Below are 20,679 nucleotides of genomic sequence, written 5' to 3'. Positions count from 1 at the left end.
GATTTTAGGCCTTTGTGGCGGCGGGCTGCACGAGCACGGCCGCAGCGGTCTTGTGGGTGGCCGTATCGACCAGTACCAGCGAGCCCAATGCACGCGATTGCGTGAAGGGCAGCACGGCCAGCGGCTGCTGCAGCGCCAGCACCACGTCGCCGATGGAATTGGCTTCCAGCTGCGTCGCGGGCTCCGATTCGAGCGTCGTGATGTTCACGCGATCGACGATGCGCGCCACCTTGGCCTTGACCCAGCGGTGGCCCTGCAGCGCCCAGTAGACGCGGCCCGCCACCAGCGGCTCGTCGTCGAGCCAGGCCACGGTGGCGGTGATCTCGCGCACCGGCTCGAAGGAGCCCGGCGCCAGCAGCCAGTCGCCGCGGGACACGTCCACCTCGCGGTCGAGCACGATGCCCGCGCTGTGGCCCGCATGCACCGTATTCGGCTGGCGCGTGTGGCTCAGCACCTGCGCGACGGTGGCGGTCTGGTTGCTCGGCAGCACGGTCACGCGCTGGCCGGGCTCCACATGGCCCGAGGCCACGCGGCCCCAGAAGACGCGGCGGCCCTGCGAGGTGTCGGCCGAGGCCGAGAACTTCTCGACCCACTGCACCGGAAAGGCGAAGGGCACGGCCTCGTCCTGCTCGGTGACCGGCAGGTCTTCGAGCAACTCGAGCAGGCTCGGGCCTTCGTAGCCGACCCAGTCGGCGTGGCGCGTGGCCACGTTCCAGCCCTTGAGGGCGGAGATCGGCACGATGGCCGCAACCTGCACGCCGGCCGCTTCGGCAAAGGCATTCAGCGCGGTCGAGATGCGCTCGAAGGCGAGGCCGGCGTCGTCGATGGCGTCGAGCTTGTTGACCGCGAACACGATCGACTGCACGCGCAGAAGATGAGCGAGCAGCGTGTGGCGGCGGGTCTGCGGCAGCAGCTCGCGCTTGACCACGGTGCCGTCTTCCACTTCGGCGGCCCAGGCCAGCTTGGTCGCGTCGACCAGCACCACGGCGGCGTCGGCGGCCGAAGCGGCCGTGACCATGTTGCGGGTGTACTGCTCGTGCCCCGGCGCATCGCCGATGATGAACTTGCGCCTGGCGGTCGAGAAGTAGCGGTAGGCCACGTCGATCGTGATGCCCTGTTCGCGCTCGGCCGAGAGGCCGTCGGTCAGCAGGGCGAGGTCGGTTTCGCCGCCGCGCTGCACGCCGGCGAGCTGGTCCTGCAGCACGGTCTTGCTGTCGACCAGCAGGCGGCCGATCAGCGTGCTCTTGCCGTCGTCCACCGAGCCGCAGGTGATGAAGCGCAGGGCGGTGCCGGTGTCGCCGTGAATGTCGGCGGTAACGGGGGTTGCAGTGGTCGTCGCGCTCATCAGAAGTAACCGTCTTTCTTGCGTTTTTCCATGGATGCTTCGGAGGTCATGTCGTCCATCCGGGTCGCGCCGCGTTCGCTCACGTCGACCGACAGGGTTTCGAGCACCACGTCGCCCGCATCGGCCGCCAGACTTTCGACCGGGCAGGTGGTCGTGATGTCGCCCACGGTGCGAAAGCGCACGTCGCGCACCTGCACCGTTTCGCCATCGCGTGCAGGAGTCAATTCAGTCACCGGCACCAGCAGGCCGCGGCGTTCGACCACCTCGCGCTTGTGCGTGTAGTAGATCGACGGCAGGCCGACGTGCTCGCGCTCGATGTATTGCCACACGTCGAGTTCGGTCCAGTTCGAGATCGGGAACACGCGGAAGTGTTCGCCCGGAGCCAGGCGCGTGTTGAACAGCGTCCACAGTTCGGGGCGCTGGTCCTTGGGCTGCCATTGGCCGAAGCTGTCGCGGTGCGAAAAGATGCGTTCCTTGGCGCGCGCCTTTTCTTCGTCGCGGCGGGCGCCGCCAATCAGCGCGTCGAAGCGGAATTCTTCGATGGCCTCCAGCAGCGTGACCGACTGGTGCGCGTTGCGCGACTCGCCGGGATGCGCAAGGCGCACGGTGCCGCGCGCCATGGAATCCTCGACGCTGCGCACGATGAGCTTGGCGCCGAGTTCCGTCGCGCGCTGGTCGCGGTAGGCCGTCACTTCAGGGAAGTTGTGGCCCGTGTCGATCATCAAGAGCGGATACGGAATGCGGCCCGCGCCAAAAGCCTTTTCGGCGCACTTCAAGAGCACCAGCGAATCCTTGCCGCCAGAGAACAGCAGGGTGGGGCGCTCGAAGGCGGCTGCCACTTCGCGCAGGATGAAGATGGTTTCTTCCTCGAGCGCGTCGAGGTGGGTGTTGGACAGGTGCGCAGGAGAGTGCATGGGCGGCACCAGCAGTTCGGTTTCGGTACGGGCGTTCATCGGATGGGGTGCTGAATACGGGGATTCGGTGCGGCGTTGGCGCTCAATGCGCAAGATGCAATCCGCACTCGCGGTTGTCTTCGCCCTTGGTCGGGTCCACGTAGTCGAAGTTGTTGGGCAGACCATGCGCCTCGCAGTAGGCGTACAGCTCCTTGGACGACCAGTGCAGGAGCGGCGCGACCTTGATCAGGCCATCCGGATTGACGCTGACCGGGTCCATCTGCGCGCGCACGGCCGTATCGGTGGCCCGAAGCGCGGTGAACCAGACCTTCGGTGCCGTCTCGCGCAGCGCGCGGGCAAAAGGCTCCAGCTTCACTTCTTCCGTGAAAGCGGCATGGCGCGGATCGTCGAGCGCCGGTGTCGGGCCATCCACCGCTTCGCGATGCGCACGCGAACGGCGCGGCAGATAGATGTGCAGATCCAGGCCCAGCAGCTTCGTCACCTCGTCGGCAAAACGGTAGGTGGCCTCGGTGTTGTAGCCGTTGTCCATCCAGACCACGGGAACATCCCGCTTTGCGCGCGTGACCATGTGCAGGATCACGGCCTCGAAAGGGCGGAAATTGGTGGTGATGATCGCGGGTTGGCCCAGGCCGATCGCCCAGTCCACCAGGCCCTCCGAGTTGCGGCCGAGTTCGGCGTTGATGCGTGCGAGGTCGATGCTCATGTCTAAGGTTTCCAAGCGGGCTCAGGCGCCGGTCGCGAAGTGCGGCGCGGTCTTCACCGCATCGCCCTGGTAAAAGGCGGAAAAACGATCGAACTGGCGCTGCGCGTCGGTGGCGTCCACGCCTTCCTTGAGCACGGCGCTGGAGAAGCCGGTGCGTTCCATCTGTACCAGCTGGTCGATCAGCACGTCGCCGGTGGCGCGGATGTCGCCCTTGAAGCCAAGGCGGCGGCGCAGCAAAAATGCCTGGCTGTAGGCGCGGCCATCGGTGAACTTCGGAAAGCTCAGGTCGATGCGCTCGATGTCTTCCAGGCACACCTCGATGGCGAGCGGGTCGGCATCGTTCGGCAGTTGCAGGACCTTCGGGTCGCCGTCGTCGATATGCTCTTCGGCGGCCAGGATGTTGAGATGCCTGTTCATGCTGCTTCCTCCACCTTGAACCGCGCACCGTTGGCGGCGGCCTTGAACGGGTCGTGGCCGACGCGGCGCAGGGTGTCGATGAAGGTTTCGCCACCTTCGCGGGTGTCCCGGTAGGTGGTGAGCACGGCCTCGATCACGCCCGGCACTTCGGCCGCCGAGAACGAGGGGCCGACCACCTTGCCGGCCTGCGGCGTGCCGCTGAGCGCGGAGCCGTCGGAGCCGCCGAGGGTGACCTGGTACCACTCCTTGCCGTCCTTGTCGACGCCCAGGATGCCGATGTGGCCGCTGTGGTGATGGCCGCAGGAGTTGATGCAGCCGCTGATGTGCAGGTCGATCTCGCCCAGGTCGTCGAGTTCGTCGAGGTCCTGGTAGCGCTCGGTGATGGCTTCGGCGATGGGGATGGAGCGGGCATTGGCCAGCGCGCAGAAGTCGCCGCCGGGGCAGGCGATCATGTCGGTCAGCAGGTGCACGTTGGCGCTGGCAAAGCCGGCCGCGCGGGCGGCGAGCCACAGCGCATGCAGGTCTTCGGCATGCACCCAGGGCAGCACGATGTTCTGGTCGTGCGTGACGCGGGCTTCGCCGGCCGAGAAGCGGTCGGCCAGTTCGGCCAGCGTGTCGAGCTGGTCTGCCGAGGCATCGCCAGGCGCCTGCTTCAGGCGCTTGAACGAGAGCGTCACGGCGCGCAGCGCGGGGTTCTTGTGCGGCGCGACGTTGCGCGCCAGCCAGCGCGCGAACTGCACGTCGTCGGCGGCGTGGTGGCGCAGTTCGGCGTCGGTCTTCTCGGCACTTTGCAGCACGCGGGTGGCGAGCGTCGGCGGCACGAAGGAGGCGGCCACGCGGTCGTACTCTTCCTGCGTGATGGTGTGCGGTGCGCCGTCGTGCTCGAGGATCTGTTTGTACTCGGCCTCGACGTCGTCGATGTAGCGCTGGCCTTCGGCCTTCACCAGGATCTTGATGCGCGCCTTGTAGATGTTGTCGCGGCGGCCATAGCGGTTGTAGACCCGGATCACCGCTTCGAGGTAATTCATGATCTGCTGCCAGGGCAGGAACTCGCGCAGCACGGTGCCGATGATGGGCGTGCGGCCCATGCCGCCGCCCACCTGCACGCGGAAGCCGATTTCACCGGCCTCGTTTTTCACTACATGCAGGCCCACGTCGTGCCAGCCGGTGGCGGCGCGGTCTTCGGTGGCTCCGGTGATGGCGATCTTGAACTTGCGCGGCAGGAACGCGAACTCGGGGTGCAGCGTGCTCCACTGGCGCATGATTTCCGCGAATGGGCGCGGATCGGCGATTTCGTCGACAGCGATGCCGGCGCGCTCGTCGCTCGTGATGTTGCGGATGCAGTTGCCGCTGGTCTGGATGCCGTGCATGTCGACCGAAGCCAGCAGGTCCATCACGTCGGCCGACTTGGCGAGCGGAATCCAGTTGTACTGGACGTTCTGGCGCGTCGAGAAGTGGGCGTAGTGGGTCGGCAGCTTGTGGGTGCCGAGCAGGCCCTGGGTTTCGATGGCCTTGCGGTAGACCTCGGCTTCGGGCTCGTCGTACTCGCGGGCAATGCGGGCCAGCACGCGCAGCTGGCGGCTCGAAAGCTCGCCGTAGGGCACGGCCACGCGCAGCATGGGCGCGTAGCGCTGGACATACCAGCCGTTTTGCAGGCGCAGGGGGCGGAACTCGTCCTCGTGGAGACGGCCCTTTTGCCAGCGCTCGAGCTGGTCCCGGAACTGGGCGGCTCGCTGGTGAACGAACTGGCGATCGAATTCTGTGTATTGGTACATCGTGCGTATGTCTTGAAGAAGTGCGGTGCCGCACGTACAACGGGGCGCCCCAGCAAGAAGCCGAGATTCTGAAAGCGGGCCTTATGGAAGCAAACTATTTTTTGGTTCGCGCTTTATGCGGATAAGCTTATTCTCCAATGCCCATGCGGGTTTCCGGGCGGTTGAATGCTTATTCTGGATAAGGCGAGAGTGCTCTCGGCAGACAAGGATAAAGCCCGCCGGAGTTCCGCGTTTGTCCCCTCTCGCTTTGGGGAAGAGGGAGTAATACCTTAGCGCAACATTGACGACATGGCTGAACAGCAGTTCAGCATGCGTACTGCGGCTTCCACCGTGTCCGCGGTGAAGCGCAAGGTCACGCCGTCGACGCGCTCGAAGGCCGGCCACTGGCAGAACAGATCGGCCATGGCCGGCGACTGGGTGCGCAGCGTGACCGCCTGCGGGCCCTTGAAGACCAACGGACTTGCGTTGGCGCGCCCGGCCAGCGCTTCCGCCACGCCGGCCCGGATCGCCTCGCGCGACTGCTCAGGCGACAGCGACACGCCGCTGTTGAACCCGGTGGCGCGCTTGGTCTGCACGAAGGTCGCATGCGGAAAGAGCGGCCGGTTCTCGGCGATGAACACGTCGTCCCCGCTGGCCATGACCACCGGCGCGCCGTATTCGCCGGCCAGCGCGCCATAGAGCCCGGCTTCGCCCAATTCCTGGTCGCCGAGCCAGATGCCTGCAAAGGCAAAGCTGTTGATGGTGTGCGCGAGGATGCCGCGCCCCTGCGCACGCGAGTGGTAGCCGACCATGCAGACCGCGTCCACGCCTTCATCGACGCCGGCCACCATGCTCAGGTAGCGCGGCTTGCCCTGCACCACGCGCGCGCGCGCATCGAGCACGTCGGGCGGCATGTTGCGAAAGCCGCCGTGCGAATCGTTGACCAGCACCTCCGTGGCGCCGGCCTCGAAGGCGCCGGCAATGGCCGCATTGGCCTCCTGCGCCATCAGCAGGCGGGCGCGCTCGAATTCCGGATTGCCCGGGCGCACCTGCTCCGAGTGGTAAACGCCGGCAACGCCTTCGATGTCGGTGGAGATCAGGACTTTCATGGGGCGTGTGGTGGTGCGAAAGACGAAAGAAGAACGGAGGAGGGCAGCAGCTCGGCCAGCGTCGGCCGGTGGTTGCCGTCGCGCCCGGTCACGGCCGTGGCGTGCCACAGCGCATGAAGAATGGCCTGCTCGGTGCTGTCGGCCGCGGCCTGGAATAGCCCGTCGAGCAGGCTCTCGTGCACCATCGCGATGGCCGGCATCGGGCGTTCGGCGCGGTCGGGGACCGTGCAGGCGGTCGAGAAGGCCAGCACGATGTCGCCGCTGCCATGGCCGAAGACCGAGCCGGTGCGCGCCAGGCCGGCGCCCGCGCGCAAGGCCAGCCGGCGCAGCTGGCGCGCGTCCAGCGGTGCGTCGGTGGCCACCACGATGATGATCGAGCCTTTTTCGGGCTCTCTCGACGTCCGGCTGCCTTCTGCGGCCAGCCTGGACACCAGTTGCTCGCCGACCGCCTGGCCGGCCAGCACCAATTGCGATGGGCGGCCGTAGTTGGCCAGCACCAGCGTGCCGACCGTGTGCACGCCGCCGTCCTGCGCGGACACCCGGCGCGAGGCGCTGCCGATGCCGCCCTTGAGCTGGAAGCACGACATGCCGCGCCCGGCCCCCACGGAGCCTTGTGCAAAGTCGCTGCCGGCGTCTTCGAGCGCATGCAGGTAGTCGGCCTCGCTCACGGCCAGGCGCTGGATGTCGTTGAGAAAACCGTCGTTGCACTCGAACACCAGCGGATTGACCGTGGACAGCGACCGGCCGCTCTCGGGATTGGCGGCCACGCAGTGGCGGATCTGCGCCGTCGCCACGGTCCCCACCGAGTAGGTGTTGGTGAGCGCGATCGGCGTCTCCAGCACGCCGAGCTCGGCCATCTGTACCAGCCCCACGCTCTTGCCGAAGCCGTTGAGCACCACGGCTGCAGCCGGCACCTTGTCGCGGAACGGGTCGCCGGCATGCGGCCGGATCACCGTCACGCCGGTTTGCACAGGGCCGTCATCGAGCGTCCGGTGGCCCACCGTCACGCCTTCCACGTCGGTGATCGCGTTGCGCGGACCCTGGAGCAGGTCGCCGATGCGGGGGGGATTCGATGTCATGAAGAAAGAAGAGCAGGCTACTCGCGGTCGATCTTCGGGTCGAGCGCGTCGCGCAGCGCATCGCCCAGCAGGTTGAAGGCCAGCACCGTGAAGAAGATGGCCAGGCTGGGGAACAGTGCCACGTGCGGCGAGGTCACCATGTCGGCGCGGGCTTCGCTGAGCATCGCGCCCCATTCGGGCGTTGGCGGCTGCGCGCCCATGCCCAGGAACGAGAGGCTGGCCGCCGTGATGATCGAAGTGCCCACGCGCATCGAAAAGTACACGACGATCGACGAGATGGTGCCCGGCAGGATGTGCCGCACGATGATGGTCCAGTCCGACGCGCCGATGCTTCGCTCGGCCTCGATGTAGGTCTGCTGCTTGAGCACCAGCGTGTTGCCTCGCACCAGGCGCGCGAAGGCCGGCACGCTGAACACCGACACCGCCACCACCACGTTGGTCATGCTGCTGCCCAGGATGGCGACCACGCCCAGCGCCAACAGGATGCCGGGGAAGGCAAACAGCACGTCGGAGATTCGCATCACGATACGGTCCCACCAGCCTTCGTAGTAGCCCGCGAGCAGGCCGAAAGTCGTGCCGACGAAGCCGCCCACCAGCACCGACAGGAAGCCGGCCATCAGCGAGATGCGCGCACCCATCAGGATGCGGCTGAAGATGTCCCGGCCCAGCGGGTCGACGCCGAACCAGTGCGTGGCGGAGGGCCCGGTGTTCAGCATGTCGTAGTCGAAGAAGTTCTCCGCGTCGAAGGGCACGATCCACGGTGCGAACACTGCGACGAACACCAGCAGCAGCACGAACAGCGCAGCGACGATGCCCACGGGCTGCTTCTTGAAGCGGCGCCAGCATTCGCCCCAGGGCGTGCGGACCTTGCCCGCGGTCTGCACCACGGCGACGGGGGAAATCGGAACGATGGATTCGGCGGCAGACAGGCCGGAAGCTTGCGTCATGGCTGCTTGCTCACTTGTAGCGGATGGTGGGGTTGATGAAGCCATACAGCACATCGACCACCAGGTTGATCAGGATGAATTCGAGCGAGAACAGCAGCACCAGCGTCTGGATGACGGGGTAGTCGCGCATCTGCACCGCATCGACCAGCAGGCGCCCGAGGCCCGGCCAGTTGAAGACCGCCTCGACCAGGATCGAGCCGCCCAGCAGGAAGCCGAACTGCAGGCCCATCATCGTGACGACCGGGATCAGCGCGTTGCGCAGGCAGTGCTTGATGATGACGGTGCGCTCCCGCACGCCCTTGGCGCGCGCGGTGCGAACGAAATCTTCCTGGATCACCTCGACGAACGACGCGCGCGTGAAGCGCGCCATCACGGCCGCCACTGCGGCGCCCAGCGTGATCGAGGGCAGGATGTAGTGCTTCCAGGTGGCGGCGCCTACGGTGGGCAGCCAGCCGAGCTGGACCGAAAAGATCTGCATCAGCAGCATGCCGAGTGCAAATGCGGGAAAGGAGATGCCCGACACGGCCAGCGTCATGCCCAGCCGGTCGGGCCATTGGTTGCGGAACACCGCGGAGACGATGCCGATGCCCATGCCGAAGATCACCGCCCACACCATGCTGGTGATGGTCAGCATCACCGTCGGGAAGAAGCGCTCGCCGATCTCCATCGACACCGGCCGCCGGGTGCGGATCGAGGTGCCGAAATCGCCTTGCAGCATGTGGGTGAAGAAGCTCACGAACTGCTGCGGCAGCGGCTTGTCCAGACCCAGCTCGTGGCGAACCATGGCCACTGTCTGCTCGTCGGCCTCCTGGCCCGCGGCAAGGCGCGCCGGATCGCCGGGCAGCATGTGGACGAACAGGAACACCAGCACCGCCACGATGAGCAGCGTCGGGATCAGGCCCAACAGTCGTTTGAGAAAGTAGTTCAGCATGGCATACAGGCGATCAGGCCTCTCGGGGCCTTTGGGGTCCTAGTGGGGAGACACCGCGGAACCGGCTCCGCCGGGCCGCAGGTGTCGTCCCCTTGAGGGGGAGGCGGCTACACGAAGTGAGCCGCTTCGGGGGGGTCAATTGACCGAGATGGCGTCGATGTTGATGTTGCCGTCAGGCATCACGAACACACCCGACAGGCGCTTGGAATGCGCCGACAGGTTCTGCTCGGTAACCAGCGGCACGCGCGGCAGGTCCTTGCGGATCTCTTCCTGCGCAGTCTTGTAGAGCGCGGCCTTTTCCTTGTCGTCCACGGTGACCAACGCCTTGGCCAGCGCGTTGTCCACCACTTCGCTCTTGTAGAACGACATGTTGTTCAGCTTCGGCGCCCAGGCTTCGGAGGCGAACAGCGGGCGCAGGCCCCAGTCGGCCTCGCCGGTCGACGACGACCATCCCGTGTAGTACATGCGCACCTTGGCCGTCTTCGGATCGGGCCAAGCATCGACCTGCTCGGTGCGCTGGCCCACTTCGAGCGCCTGCACCTGCAGCTTGATGCCGATCTGTGCGAGCTGCTGCTGCACGAACTGAATCGTCTTCTGGCTGGTCGTGTTGTTGTAGGCGCTCCACAGCACCGATTCGAAGCCGTCGGGATAGCCGGCTTCCTTCATCAGTTCCTTGGCCTTCTTCAGGTCGTAGGGAATGGGCGCCATCTTCTCGGCGTACTTCACGCCCTGCGGCACCACGCCCTGCGCCGGGAAGGCATAGCCGCCGAACGCGACCTTGGCCAGTGCCTCCTTGTTGATGGCATAGCCGATGGCTTCGCGCACCTTCGGGTTGTCGTAGGGCTTCTGCAGCATGTTGAAGGCCAGGAAGCGCGTGATGATCGAAGGAATGGCCACCACTTCGAGCTTGTCGCTCTTCTTCAGCAGCTCGGCCTGCTCGTAGGGAATCGGGAAGGCGAAGTCGGCTTCGCCGGTCTGCAGCATTGCGGCGCGCGTGTTGTTCTCGAGCACCGGCTTCCACTGGAGGTTGTCGATCTTCGGGTAGCCCTTTTTCCAGTAGCCGTCGAACTTCTTGGCCTTGACGGCTTCGGTCTGCTTCCACTCGACGAATTCGAAGGGGCCGGTGCCCACGGGGTGGAAGGCGATGTCCTTGTTGCCCCACTTCTTCAGCGCGGTGGGCGAAATCATCGCGGCCGATGCATGGGCCAGCGAGTTGATGAAGGGGCCGAAGGGCTCCTTGAGCGTGATGCGCACGGTGGTGGGGTTGAGCGCTTCGACCTTGCCCACGCGGTTGAACTGGTTGTAGCGCAGCAGCTTGTTTTCCTGGTTCAGCACACGGTCGAGCGTGAACTTCACGGCTTCCGCGTTGAAGTCGGTGCCGTCGTGGAACTTGACGCCCTGGCGCAACTTGATCGTGTACACCAGGCCGTCCTTCGACACCTCGTAGCCTTCGGCCAGAACGTTCTGGACCTTCAGGTCCTTGTCGAACTGGAACAGGCCTTCATAGAAGGTCTTGGTCACGGCCGTGGTGATGGTCGTGTTGGTGTTGTACGGGTCGAGTGTTTCGGGCTGGTAGCCGATCGACAGCACGGCGTCGCGCGCAGCCATTGCCGTGCCGGTCATCGCCAGGGCAGCCAGGCCCAGCAGTGCCGATGCCCATCGCAGGGAGGAAGAAGAATGCTTCATGGAAAGAAACTCCAGTCGGTTCGAGAAAAAAGCAGGAGGGCCTGCGGGTTGAAAAATCAGAAGGCCCCGCCGATGGCGTGCCGTGCAACGAAGTGGCCCGGTGCAACCTGCACCAGCGGTGGCACGTCGGGCTCGTCGCCCACGGCGCGGATCGGGCTCGGGATTTCGCCTTCGAGCAGCGCGCGCGGCTTGTGGCGGCGCGACGGGTCGGCCACCGGCACGGCGGCCATCAGCTTGCGGGTGTAGGCATGCTGCGGTGCCTCGAACACCGCGCGGCGCGGGCCGATCTCGACGATCTGGCCGAGATACATCACGGCCACGCGGTGGCTGATGCGCTCGACCACCGCCATGTCGTGCGAGATGAAGAGAAAGGCCACGCCGAGTTCGCGCTGCAGGTCGAGCATGAGGTTGACGATCTGCGCCTGGATCGACACGTCGAGCGCCGACACCGATTCGTCCGCCACCACCACCTTGGGGTTGAGCGCGAGTGCGCGCGCAATCGCGATGCGCTGCCGCTGGCCACCGGAGAACTCGTGCGGATAGCGCTGTGCCACCTCGGGCGGCAGGCCGACTTTCTGCAGCAGCCAGTCGACGCGCTGCTGCGCCTCGGCGCCCTTGGCGATGTTGTGGATCAGCAGCGGCTCCATGATCGAGAAGCCGACCGTGACGCGCGGATCGAGCGAGGCGAAGGGGTCCTGGAAGATGAACTGGATGTTGCGGCGCAGGGCCTGCAGTTCGCGCGTGGGCAGCTCGCGGATGTTCTTGCCACCGAACTCGATGGCGCCGCTCTGGCTTTCGACCAGGCGCAGCAGCGAGCGCCCGGTGGTCGACTTGCCGCAGCCCGATTCGCCGACCAGCGCCAGTGTTTCGCCAGGGTAGAGGTCGAAGCTGATCTTCTCCACCGCATGCACGCGGCGCTTCACCCGGCCGAAGAGGCCGCTGCGCACGTCGAAGCGGGTGACGAGGTCGCGCACGCGCAGGATCGGGCCGGCCTCTTCGCGCACGGTGGTCTGCGGCGTGGTGTTGCTGCAAGGCACGGTCTCGGGGCTGCCTTCGGTGCGCAGCAGTTCGAACTTGGCGGGCAGGTCGGTGCCCTGCATCGCGCCCAGCTTGGGCACGGCCGACAGCAGCGCCTTGGTGTAGGGGTGCTTCGGCGCGGCAAACACGGTGTCGGAGGTGCCGGCTTCCACCTTGTCGCCGCGGTACATCACGAGCACGCGATCTGCAATTTCGGCGACCACGCCCATGTCGTGCGTGATGAAGAGCACGCCCATGCGCATCTCTTTCTGCAGCTCGCGGATGAGCTGGAGGATCTGCGCCTGGATGGTCACGTCCAGCGCGGTGGTGGGCTCGTCGGCGATCAGCAGTTGCGGCTTGCACGAGAGCGCCATCGCAATCATCACGCGCTGGCGCATGCCGCCCGAGAGCTGGTGCGGAAAGCGGTCGAGCACGTTGCGCGCTTCGGGAATGCGAACCAGCTCCAGCATGCGCAGCGCCTCGGCGCGCGCGGCCGCATTGCTCTTGCCCTGGTGGATGCGGATGGCCTCGGCAATCTGGTCGCCGGCGGTGAACACCGGGTTGAGCGAGGTCATCGGCTCCTGGAAGATCATCGCGATGTCCGCGCCGCGAATGCCGCGCATCGTGGTGTCGCGCGCCTGCGCGAGGTCGAGCACCTCGCCATTGCGGCGGCGAAACGCCATGCGCCCGCCGAGGATGCGCCCGCCGCCATGCTCCACCAGCCGCATCAGGGCGAGCGAAGTGACCGACTTGCCCGAACCCGATTCGCCCACCACCGCGAGCGTTTCGCCATGGTCGACGTGGAACGAGAGATTCTTGACGGCGTCGACCGTGCGCTCGGAAGTCGAGAAGCGCACGGTGAGATCGTCGACGGCGAGGACGCGGCCGTCCGGCAGGGCGAGGGCAGGGGTAGACATGGGAGTGCGAGGGAAGGAGGGCGTCAGGCGAAGATGGCCGTGACCGGCGATTCATCGCCGCGGGCGTGGCCGCGGTACATGCCTTCGGTGTTGAAGGCGAGGCTCAGGTTGCCGTGGCGGTCGACGGCGATCAGCCCGCCGGTGCCGCCGATGGCGGGCAGCGACTGCTGCACGACGGCGTGCGTGGCCGCTTCGAGCGTGGCGCCGCCGTAGGCCATGCGGGCGCAAACGTCGTAGGCCGCCGCGACGCGGATGAACATCTCGCCGCTGCCGGTGCAAGAGACGGCGGCGGTGCGGTCGTCGGCATAGGTGCCGGCGCCGATCAGCGGCGAATCGCCGATGCGGCCGACCCGCTTGTTGGTCATGCCGCCTGTCGAGGTAGCGGCAGCGAGGTGGCCGTGCATGTCGAGCGCCACGGCACCCACGGTGCCGAGCTTCTTGTCTTCATCGAGCGGGCCTGTCGTCATGGCTGCGCCTTCGTGGTCCACCACGACGCGGCCGGTGCCGCGCACGCGGTAGAGCTGCTGGCGGCGCGCCTCGGTGGAAAAGAAAGAAGGGTCGACCATTTCGAGCCCGTGATCGCGTGCGAAGGCTTCGGCGCCGGGGCCGGCGAGCAGCACATGGGCGCCGTCCTCGAGTACGGCGCGCGCGGCGCGCACCGGGCGGCGGATGCGGCACACGCCGGCAATCGCGCCGGCGGCCAGGGTGGCACCGTCCATCACGGCGGCATCGAGCTCGTGGGTTTCCTCATGCGTGAAAACCGAGCCATGGCCTGCGTTGAAGAGCGGGCAGTCTTCGAGCATCTCGACCGCGAGGCAGGTGGCATCGAGCGCCGATGCGCCCTTGCGTAGCAGCACCTGCGCGGCCAGCACGATGCTTCGCAAGGCATCGTGATAGGCCTGCGCCTGGACTGCACCGGTCGTCGCAGCGCTGATGGTGCCGGCACCGCCGTGAATGGCGATGACGGGGATGATGTTGCTGTTCTTCACGAGGAGGAGGCTTTCTTCTTTTTCTTGCGGGCGCTGGCCGGTGCGGCGCTGGCGGGTTGCGCGGCGGAGACTTCCGCCCGCGGCAGGCCTTGCGCGCCATGCAGCCAGGGCCGCACGGCCTGCAGGATGCGGCTCGCGGACTGGACCGCGCGCGGCGCACGCAGCGCGACCGCGCTGGTCAGCGCCTCGATCAATGCCAGCACGCTGGTTTCGCAGTTCGGCCGGTAGCTGGTTTCGGTCTGGCAATAGAGCACCACGTCGGCCAGCGGCGCCAGCGGAGAGCTCGGGCGGTCGGTCAGCGCCAGCACGGCGCAGCCCTGACCCTTGGCGATCTGGGCCAGCGCCACCGTGTCCGTGAGGTAGCGCGGAAAAGTCAGGCCGATGAACAGGTCCTGCGGCCCGGCATGCATCAGCGAGCGCGCCGCATGCGTCACGCCGCTGACGCTGGAGAGCATCCGCACGTCATTGCAGCTGCCGTCGAGCCCGTGCTGCAGCAGCCCCGCCAGCCACGCGCTGGCGCCGAAGCCGGCAATGTAGACAGAGCGCGCCTTGCCGATGCGCTGTACCGCGGCCTCGCAGGCGGCGTAGTCGAGCGACTGGCGCGTGGCTTCGATATTGCGGCGGCTCTCGTCGAGCGCGGTGGCGAACACTTCGGCCACCGTGGTCGGATGCTCGAGGTTGCCGCGCAGGCGCTCCACCGGCGCCACCAGCGATTCGAACCCGCGCACGAGTTCGGCGCGGAAGGTGGCGTAGCCGTCGAAGTCCAGCGCGCGCGCAAAGCGGTTGGCCGTGGCGACCGACACGCCCACGGCAGCGGCGAGTTCGTCGATGGGCAGCGTCGCAACCTGCAGCGGGTGTTCGAGCACGAAATCGGCGACCTGGCGGTGCGAACGCGTCAGCCGCGGCAGGGCCTGCGCAATGCGCTGCGCCACGGTGGTGCTCGGGGTGTCGACGTTGGTGCTCATGCGTGGGGTGGTGCACCTTGAGGGGTGCGGTTGATGTAAATCAGTTTACAAATATAAGTCAAATAAGAAAATTTTCTGTCATTTCTGGTCGAGATTGCAAAGATCGGGCCAGGATTCAGGGTTTGTACGGATGCTCCGGTGTTCGCCGTCGCTGGTGGCGAGCGTGAAGCCCCAGGGCGCCCGGCCCAGGCCGCGCGCACGGTGAAAACGCCGGGATCAGACAGGGAGAAACGACGAAGTCGGAAAGCAAGCCTCGCAACGATCCGGTGCCAGGCCACGATCGCGCGCACGGCTCATGCCAGGCGTGCGCAAGCCCTCGTTTTTCAACTGGGCGTGAGGCCAAGCACCCAGCACTTGAAGTGCTCCAGGGCCCCGGAAGCCGGGCGGCCTTCGGGATGGGCGAAGTAATAGCCCTGGCGCACGTCCAGGTGGCGGTCGATCGGAACCACGAGTTCGCCGGTTCGCAATTCGCGCTCGATCAGGATGCGCGGCGCAAGGCCGACGCCCATGCCGGCGGCTGCCGCGGCCGTCACCATGGTGAAGAGTTCGTAGCGCGGCCCGCGCGAGGCGTGCACCGTGTAGTCCCAGCCTTGCTGCGCATACCAGTCGCGCCAGGCGTGCGCGCGCGTGCCCAGGTGCACGTGGCGGCACCGTTCGAAGGTGGATTCGTCCCACGGGCCGTTGGCGTCGCGAAACGCGGGGCTGCAGATCGGCACCATCTCGCCCTCGGAAAAGATCAACCCGCCCTGGGTGTCGGGCCAGAACTGGTCGCCGAAATAGATGGCCGCGTCGTAGGCGTTCTCCTGGAACGAGAAGGGCTGCGACCGCGCCGAGAGATTGACGGTGATGTTCGGATGCCGGCGGCTGAAATCAGGCAGGCGCGGGATCAGCCATTGCGTGGCAAAGGTGGGCACCACGGCCACTTCGAGCACGAAACCCATGTCGTGGCCGGCGCTGATCTCCAGCGTGTCGCGCCGGATCTGGTCGAGGTGGCGGCGGATGCGCGCCGCGTATTCGCGCCCCGTATCGGTGAGAGTGAGGCGCCGGCGCACGCGCGAGAACAGTGGCACGCCCAGCCGCTGCTCGAGCGTGGCCACCTGCCGGCCGACGGCGCTTTGCGTCAGTGCCAGTTCGGCCGCCGCGCGGGTGAAACTCCCCAGCCGCGCCGAGGCCTCGAAGGCTTGCAGCGCACCCAGGTTGGGAATGTCTTTTCTCATCGTTGCTATTCTGCGTGCCGGGCTCGCGCTTTTTCGCGGCGCTTGGGACAATGGGCATATTGGCGAGCAGCAAGGAAGGTATTTCATGCGTCGTGTGGTGATCATCGGTGGCGGCGCCATCGGCTCTGCCATCGCTTATTTCCTGAACCGGGATCCGCAGGAGGAACCGTTCGAGGTCACCGTGGTCGAGCGTGACTTTTCGTACACGCAGGCGTCGTCGGCCCTGTCGGCCAGCTCGATCCGGCAGCAGTTTTCCACCGCCATCAACATCGAGATGTCGCTCTACGGCATCGAGTTCTTCCGTGGCCTTGGCGAAACGCTGCGTGTGGGCGACAACGTGCCCGACATCGGCCTGGTCGAGCCCGGCTATCTGTACCTGGCGCCGCCGGACGGGGTCGAAGTGCTGCGCGAGAACCATGCGCTGCAGAAGGCGCATGGCGTCGACGTGCTCTTGATGACACCCGATCAGCTGGAGGCGCGATTCCCGTGGATGTCGAAAGAAGACATCGCGCTCGCGTCGCTGGGCCTTTCGGGCGAGGGCTGGTATGACGGCTACAGCCTGTTGCAGGCCTTTCGCAAGAAGGCGGTCTCGCAAGGCGCGCTGTATGTGCAGGCCAAGGCGACCGGGCTGCAGTGCGATGGCCATCGGGTGAAGGGCGTCGAGCTCGATATCGGCAACGTGCTCCAGGCGGACGTGGTGGTCAATGCCGCCGGCGCCTGGGCCGCCAAGGTGGCGGGCATGGCCGGCATCGACCTGCCGGTGCGCGGCCGGCGCCGCATGGTGTTCAGCTTCTCGTGCCCCGACACTCTGCCGGGCTGTCCGCTGGTGATCGACACCTCGGGCATCTGGTTTCGCCCCGAGGGCCGCCGCTTCATCTGCGGGTTTGCGCCGCCGCAGGACCGGGACCGCGACGATGCGCCGCTCGAAGTCGACTACCGGGTGTTCGACGATTTCATCTGGCCCGCACTGGCCAAGCGCGTGCCCGCCTTCGAGGCCATCCGCATGACCGGCGCATGGGCCGGCTACTACGAGATGAACCTGTTCGATCACAACGCGATCCTCGGCCTGCATCCGGCCTGCGAGAACCTGTTCTTTGCGAATGGCTTCTCTGGGCACGGGCTTCAGCACTGCCCGGCAACGGGGCGCGGAATCGCCGAACTCATCCGCTACGGCGAGTACCGCAGCCTCGATCTGTCGCCGGTTTCATTCACGCGGATTCTCGAGAACCGGCCGCTCGTCGAAAAGAACGTGATCTAGCCCGAGGCCAGGCACAGGCGTACGATCGTTGCAAGCGAGGGTCACAGCATCATGACTGCACAGGCACTGATCGATACCGCACAAGCGCTGGTCGCCGCAGACAAGGGCCTGCTCGCCATGGACGAGAGCAACGCCACCTGCCACAAGCGCTTCGCCAAGCTGAATATTCCCCAGACCGAAGACGCGCGTCGCGATTGGCGCGAGCTGATCGTCACCGCGCCGGGCCTGGGCGCATGCATCAGCGGCGCGATTCTTTTCGACGAGACCATCCGCCAGAGAACCAGTGCCGGCGCATCGTTCGTCTCGGCACTCGACGCGGTGGGCATCATTCCCGGTATCAAGGTCGACACCGGCGCGAAGCCGCTGGCGGGCCATCCCGGCGAGACGGTCACCGAAGGCCTGGACGGTCTGCGCGAACGGTTGGCCGAGTACGCCGGCATGGGCGCGCGCTTTGCCAAATGGCGCGGGGTCATCACGCCGGGCGCCGGCCTGCCCAGCCGCGCATGTATCGAGGTCAATGCCCATGCGCTGGCCCGCTACGCAGCCCTGTGCCAGGAAGCCGGACTCGTTCCCATCGTCGAACCCGAAGTGCTGATGGAAGGCGACCATTCCCTGGCTCGCTGCGCCGAAATCACGGAAGACACATTGCATGCGGTCTTCGCCCAACTGCGTTCGCAGGGCGTGCTGCTCGAAGGCATGCTCCTGAAGCCGAACATGGTGCTGCCCGGGCAGGCCTGTCCGCAGCAGGAGAGCGTGGAAGAAGTCGCCGACGCCACGGTGTCGTGCCTGCTGCGCACCGTGCCTGCCGCAGTGCCGGGGATCGCTTTTCTCTCGGGTGGCCAATCGGCGCAGCTCGCGTCCGCCCGGCTGAATGCGATGAACCAACGATTCAAGTCGCGGCTGCCCTGGGCGCTGGCGTTTTCATACTCGCGCGCCGTCCAGCAACCGGCCCTGGATGCCTGGAAGGGCGACTCTGCCAACGTGGAAGCGGCGCAAAAGGCGCTGGTGCATCGCGCACGCTGCAACCAGGCGGCGCGCCGCGGCGGCTACGACGCGCGGGCGGACGCGCCAGAAGCGGGCTGAAGATCAGCCGCCCTTTGCCGGGTTCACGAGCACGGGCGTCGCCCGGTAGCTCTCCGGAAACAGTTTCTTCAGGTTCTCGATCTTCGGCATGTCGTAGATCACGACGTAGCCGTACCTCGGATTGCGCGTGAGAAAGTCCTGGTGATAGGCTTCGGCCGCATAAAAGGGCTTCGACATCTCGATGGTGGTCGCCAGCGGCTTGCCGAAGGTCTTGGCCTGGTTCAGCTGCGTGATGTAGTCCTTTGCCACGCGGGCCTGCTCGATGTTCTCGGCAAACACGGTGGAGCGGTATTGAAGGCCTGTGTCCGGCCCCTGCCGGTTCAGCTCGGTCGGGTCGTGCACCACCGAAAAAAAGATCTGCAGCAGCTTGCCGTAGCTGATCTGCTGCGGGTCGTAGACGATGCGCACCGATTCGGCATGGCCGGTTCGGCCGGAGCCCACCTGTTCATAGCGTGCGGTCTTCGCTTCGCCGCCGGCATAGCCCGACACCGCGTTGTTCACACCCTTGACGCGCTGGAATATGCCTTGGACGCCCCAGAAGCAGCCGCCGGCGAATACGGCGGTCTCGTATTTCGCGGTCGGCGGGGTCATCACATCGAACCTGGGCGGTGGCACGCGCCGGGCCGGCTCGGCGAACGAAGGCCCTGCCTGCCAAGCCAGGGCTGCGGCCGCCAGCGAGCCGGCGGCGAGTGCGAGGAGTCTCATGCGTCGTCCTTCAAGGCGTCTTCGGTGCCAAGCCGATGAGTGCGACATTGCCGCCGTTTCCAACGGCCGTCAATGTCGCTTCCCCGCCTCCTGCCACGCGAGGCCCGGCCACGCCGGTCACATGCCGATCAGGGCGGGCAGGGGCGTGCGGCTGCTGCGCCCGGCCGGGTCGCCTTGCTGGTGGCACCTTCGTCCACGGTGCCCAGCGGGCGCGTGAACGTGCAGCCGTAGGCCGGGTCTGCCACCGTGGCAGCGGTGACCACGTCGTCGCCCGCCGGCTTCACGCCGTCGCGCTCCCACTTGACCATCGCGTCGAAGGCTTCGACCTGCTCGGCGAGCGTGAAGTCGCAATGCGAGATGCCGCGAACCGCACGCTGCACCAACCAGCCACTGTTGCCCTTGGCCGCCACGCGCTGGTGGTAGATCTGCTCCATGCTGAAGGGCACGTAGAGGTCGCCCAGCGTGTGCAGCGTGACCACCGGAATCTTGAATTCCCCGTTGGCCTTGGGAATCCAGCGCAGGCCGTCGGTGCGCAGTCGGTTGGCGTCGGCCGCCGCGGTGAGCTTGAGCACCGACGCGTTCAGCGCCGTGGTTCCCGGCACGTCGCCGTCGATGGTGTAGGTGAAGCGGTTGGTGTCGAGCGTGCTCCTGTTCAGGATGCCGTTGACCGTGCCGTCGCTGCCGAACACGCCCCAAACCGCCGCGAACGAGCCGCCCTGCGTGAAACCCAGGTCGAACATCGGCCGCTCACCCCCGGTGAGGTTCTTCACCACCGAGGCGAACTTCAGGCCGGTGGCCGTCGGCGTGCCCGGGAATGCGGTGTACAGCGTGCCAGTGACCTGCGCCTTGATGTCCGACCAGTTGATGGTGGGGTACTTCGGCAGCCCGGCCAGCGCCTGCGCGGCGACCTGCGCGCCCGAGAAATAGTCGAACAGCTCGGTGTCGCCGAGCACGCCGCACATCGGCACCGCGCCGTTGTACTTCACCTTGTGGTTGGCCGTGGCGTATGCCTCGTCCTCGATGGCCGCCGCGGTGATGTGGCCGCCCATCGAGTGGCCGGTGATGTAGAGCCTGGACGGCGCCGCGAGCTCGCGGCCATTGGCCTTGGCGATGGCGTTGAACTGCAGGGCCAGTGCGTTGGTGTCTTCCACCCCCGCGCGCACGTCGTAGAAATTCTTGCTGTAGCTCGAAGCGGCCCAGGCGTAGCCGTTCTGGATCAGGTAGCGGCGGATGGACGGGTTGTTCACCACCAGCAGGTTGACGTCGCCGGCATAGCCGTGCGCGTACATCACGAGCTTGCCGTTCCAGTTGGCAGGCACTTCGACGCGGTATTGCGCGCTGCCCAGCATGCCGGTCCAACGGCTGGTGGTGGCGTTGTCGACGGTGTCGCCGGCATCGGCCGCAAGCGCCGCAAAGGTGGTGGCGGCCGAATCGGCGGGCGCGAACGAATTGCGGCTGTCCTGCAGCCGCGTTTCTTCAGGCGGCGGCGGCGGAGGGGGCGGTGCCGGCGGCGCGGGGGCTGGAGCCGGCGGCAGTGGCGTGAAGGCAAAACCGTTGCCTCCGCCGCCCCCGCCGCAGGATGCGACGGCAAGGCTGGCTGCAAGGGCAAGAAATGTCAGGCGCGCGGAATGCATGGGGTGTCT

General features: G+C 66.6%; 18 protein-coding genes. 2 read left to right on the top strand and 16 right to left on the bottom strand.

Annotated features, from left to right (window positions below; genetic code table 11):
- Positions 1-4 precede the first annotated feature (4 nt).
- The 14 genes from ACAM55_RS12235 to ACAM55_RS12170 all read right to left on the bottom strand — a co-directional run bounded on the left by ACAM55_RS12235 (position 5) and on the right by ACAM55_RS12170 (position 15,990).
- Positions 5-1,345 carry a sulfate adenylyltransferase subunit 1 gene (locus ACAM55_RS12235; RefSeq protein ID WP_369656249.1) on the bottom strand — a complete coding sequence of 447 codons (1,341 nt, stop codon included), beginning with the start codon at positions 1,343-1,345 and terminating at the stop codon, positions 5-7.
- Complete coding sequence (cysD, locus tag ACAM55_RS12230) at positions 1,345-2,298, bottom strand: sulfate adenylyltransferase subunit CysD (protein WP_369656248.1); 954 nt, start codon at positions 2,296-2,298, stop codon at positions 1,345-1,347. The genes ACAM55_RS12235 and cysD overlap by 1 nt, the downstream gene beginning before the upstream one ends.
- Positions 2,299-2,341: 43 nt before the next feature.
- Positions 2,342-2,962, bottom strand: coding sequence for a phosphoadenosine phosphosulfate reductase family protein (locus ACAM55_RS12225; protein WP_369656247.1), 621 nt, complete (start codon positions 2,960-2,962; stop codon positions 2,342-2,344).
- Positions 2,963-2,983: 21 nt separating this feature from the next.
- Entirely contained in the window at positions 2,984-3,379 is a 396-nt protein-coding gene (locus ACAM55_RS12220; protein WP_369656246.1) for a DUF934 domain-containing protein, read from the bottom strand.
- On the bottom strand, positions 3,376-5,154 hold the full coding sequence (locus ACAM55_RS12215) for a nitrite/sulfite reductase (protein ID WP_369656245.1): 1,779 nt from the start codon (positions 5,152-5,154) through the stop codon (positions 3,376-3,378). The genes ACAM55_RS12220 and ACAM55_RS12215 overlap by 4 nt, the downstream gene beginning before the upstream one ends.
- Positions 5,155-5,423: 269 nt before the next feature.
- Entirely contained in the window at positions 5,424-6,242 is an 819-nt protein-coding gene (locus tag ACAM55_RS12210) for a M55 family metallopeptidase (protein WP_369656244.1), read from the bottom strand.
- Positions 6,239-7,321, bottom strand: coding sequence for a P1 family peptidase (locus ACAM55_RS12205; RefSeq protein WP_369656243.1), 1,083 nt, complete (start codon positions 7,319-7,321; stop codon positions 6,239-6,241). Before ACAM55_RS12205 ends, ACAM55_RS12210 begins: the two co-directional genes overlap by 4 nt.
- Before the next feature lie 17 nt (positions 7,322-7,338).
- The gene (gsiD, locus tag ACAM55_RS12200; RefSeq protein WP_369656242.1) at positions 7,339-8,268 is read right to left on the bottom strand and encodes a glutathione ABC transporter permease GsiD; all 930 of its coding nucleotides are present in this window, start codon (positions 8,266-8,268) and stop codon (positions 7,339-7,341) included.
- A gap of 10 nt (positions 8,269-8,278) precedes the next feature.
- Positions 8,279-9,199, bottom strand: coding sequence for a glutathione ABC transporter permease GsiC (gene gsiC, locus ACAM55_RS12195; protein WP_369656241.1), 921 nt, complete (start codon positions 9,197-9,199; stop codon positions 8,279-8,281).
- A 135-nt stretch (positions 9,200-9,334) separates the two neighbouring features.
- A complete protein-coding gene (gene gsiB / locus ACAM55_RS12190) occupies positions 9,335-10,885 on the bottom strand; it encodes a glutathione ABC transporter substrate-binding protein GsiB (protein ID WP_369656240.1) in 1,551 nt (516 codons plus the stop codon).
- 56 nt (positions 10,886-10,941) lie between these two features.
- Positions 10,942-12,819: a dipeptide ABC transporter ATP-binding protein gene (locus tag ACAM55_RS12185; protein ID WP_369656239.1), complete on the bottom strand. Its 1,878-nt coding sequence runs from the start codon at positions 12,817-12,819 to the stop codon at positions 10,942-10,944.
- Positions 12,820-12,842: 23 nt separating this feature from the next.
- The gene (locus ACAM55_RS12180) at positions 12,843-13,808 is read right to left on the bottom strand and encodes an isoaspartyl peptidase/L-asparaginase family protein (RefSeq protein WP_369656238.1); all 966 of its coding nucleotides are present in this window, start codon (positions 13,806-13,808) and stop codon (positions 12,843-12,845) included.
- Positions 13,805-14,773 carry a MurR/RpiR family transcriptional regulator gene (locus ACAM55_RS12175; RefSeq protein ID WP_369656237.1) on the bottom strand — a complete coding sequence of 323 codons (969 nt, stop codon included), beginning with the start codon at positions 14,771-14,773 and terminating at the stop codon, positions 13,805-13,807. The genes ACAM55_RS12180 and ACAM55_RS12175 overlap by 4 nt, the downstream gene beginning before the upstream one ends.
- Before the next feature lie 323 nt (positions 14,774-15,096).
- Positions 15,097-15,990: a LysR substrate-binding domain-containing protein gene (locus tag ACAM55_RS12170; RefSeq protein WP_369656236.1), complete on the bottom strand. Its 894-nt coding sequence runs from the start codon at positions 15,988-15,990 to the stop codon at positions 15,097-15,099.
- Between the two features lie 85 nt (positions 15,991-16,075).
- Here ACAM55_RS12170 and ACAM55_RS12165 point away from each other — a divergent pair, with 85 nt between their 5' ends.
- Both ACAM55_RS12165 and ACAM55_RS12160 read left to right on the top strand, forming a co-directional pair.
- Entirely contained in the window at positions 16,076-17,248 is a 1,173-nt protein-coding gene (locus tag ACAM55_RS12165) for an NAD(P)/FAD-dependent oxidoreductase (RefSeq protein WP_369656235.1), read from the top strand.
- A gap of 51 nt (positions 17,249-17,299) precedes the next feature.
- The gene (locus ACAM55_RS12160; RefSeq protein WP_369656234.1) at positions 17,300-18,331 is read left to right on the top strand and encodes a class I fructose-bisphosphate aldolase; all 1,032 of its coding nucleotides are present in this window, start codon (positions 17,300-17,302) and stop codon (positions 18,329-18,331) included.
- A gap of 3 nt (positions 18,332-18,334) precedes the next feature.
- Here the strand turns inward: ACAM55_RS12160 and msrA are convergent, their stop codons facing one another.
- Both msrA and ACAM55_RS12150 read right to left on the bottom strand, forming a co-directional pair.
- Positions 18,335-19,036, bottom strand: coding sequence for a peptide-methionine (S)-S-oxide reductase MsrA (gene msrA, locus ACAM55_RS12155; RefSeq protein WP_369656233.1), 702 nt, complete (start codon positions 19,034-19,036; stop codon positions 18,335-18,337).
- A gap of 128 nt (positions 19,037-19,164) precedes the next feature.
- The gene (locus ACAM55_RS12150) at positions 19,165-20,670 is read right to left on the bottom strand and encodes an alpha/beta hydrolase family protein (protein WP_369656232.1); all 1,506 of its coding nucleotides are present in this window, start codon (positions 20,668-20,670) and stop codon (positions 19,165-19,167) included.
- Positions 20,671-20,679: the final 9 nt, after the last annotated feature.

Origin of the sequence: Variovorax sp. V213 (assembly GCF_041154455.1) — a bacterium.
Lineage (GTDB): Bacteria > Pseudomonadota > Gammaproteobacteria > Burkholderiales > Burkholderiaceae_C > Variovorax.
Note: the sequence above shows the minus strand (reverse complement) of the source record. Positions and strands in the feature narration are given on the sequence as shown.

Coding starts and splice junctions, on each gene's coding strand:
- ACAM55_RS12235 (WP_369656249.1), bottom strand. CDS start 1,345: ATGAGCGCGACGACCACTGCAACCCCCGTTACCGCCGACATTCACGGC.
- cysD (WP_369656248.1), bottom strand. CDS start 2,298: ATGAACGCCCGTACCGAAACCGAACTGCTGGTGCCGCCCATGCACTCT.
- ACAM55_RS12225 (WP_369656247.1), bottom strand. CDS start 2,962: ATGAGCATCGACCTCGCACGCATCAACGCCGAACTCGGCCGCAACTCG.
- ACAM55_RS12220 (WP_369656246.1), bottom strand. CDS start 3,379: ATGAACAGGCATCTCAACATCCTGGCCGCCGAAGAGCATATCGACGAC.
- ACAM55_RS12215 (WP_369656245.1), bottom strand. CDS start 5,154: ATGTACCAATACACAGAATTCGATCGCCAGTTCGTTCACCAGCGAGCC.
- ACAM55_RS12210 (WP_369656244.1), bottom strand. CDS start 6,242: ATGAAAGTCCTGATCTCCACCGACATCGAAGGCGTTGCCGGCGTTTAC.
- ACAM55_RS12205 (WP_369656243.1), bottom strand. CDS start 7,321: ATGACATCGAATCCCCCCCGCATCGGCGACCTGCTCCAGGGTCCGCGC.
- gsiD (WP_369656242.1), bottom strand. CDS start 8,268: ATGACGCAAGCTTCCGGCCTGTCTGCCGCCGAATCCATCGTTCCGATT.
- gsiC (WP_369656241.1), bottom strand. CDS start 9,199: ATGCTGAACTACTTTCTCAAACGACTGTTGGGCCTGATCCCGACGCTG.
- gsiB (WP_369656240.1), bottom strand. CDS start 10,885: ATGAAGCATTCTTCTTCCTCCCTGCGATGGGCATCGGCACTGCTGGGC.
- ACAM55_RS12185 (WP_369656239.1), bottom strand. CDS start 12,819: ATGTCTACCCCTGCCCTCGCCCTGCCGGACGGCCGCGTCCTCGCCGTC.
- ACAM55_RS12175 (WP_369656237.1), bottom strand. CDS start 14,773: ATGAGCACCAACGTCGACACCCCGAGCACCACCGTGGCGCAGCGCATT.
- ACAM55_RS12170 (WP_369656236.1), bottom strand. CDS start 15,990: ATGAGAAAAGACATTCCCAACCTGGGTGCGCTGCAAGCCTTCGAGGCC.
- ACAM55_RS12165 (WP_369656235.1), top strand. CDS start 16,076: ATGCGTCGTGTGGTGATCATCGGTGGCGGCGCCATCGGCTCTGCCATC.
- ACAM55_RS12160 (WP_369656234.1), top strand. CDS start 17,300: ATGACTGCACAGGCACTGATCGATACCGCACAAGCGCTGGTCGCCGCA.
- msrA (WP_369656233.1), bottom strand. CDS start 19,036: ATGAGACTCCTCGCACTCGCCGCCGGCTCGCTGGCGGCCGCAGCCCTG.
- ACAM55_RS12150 (WP_369656232.1), bottom strand. CDS start 20,670: ATGCATTCCGCGCGCCTGACATTTCTTGCCCTTGCAGCCAGCCTTGCC.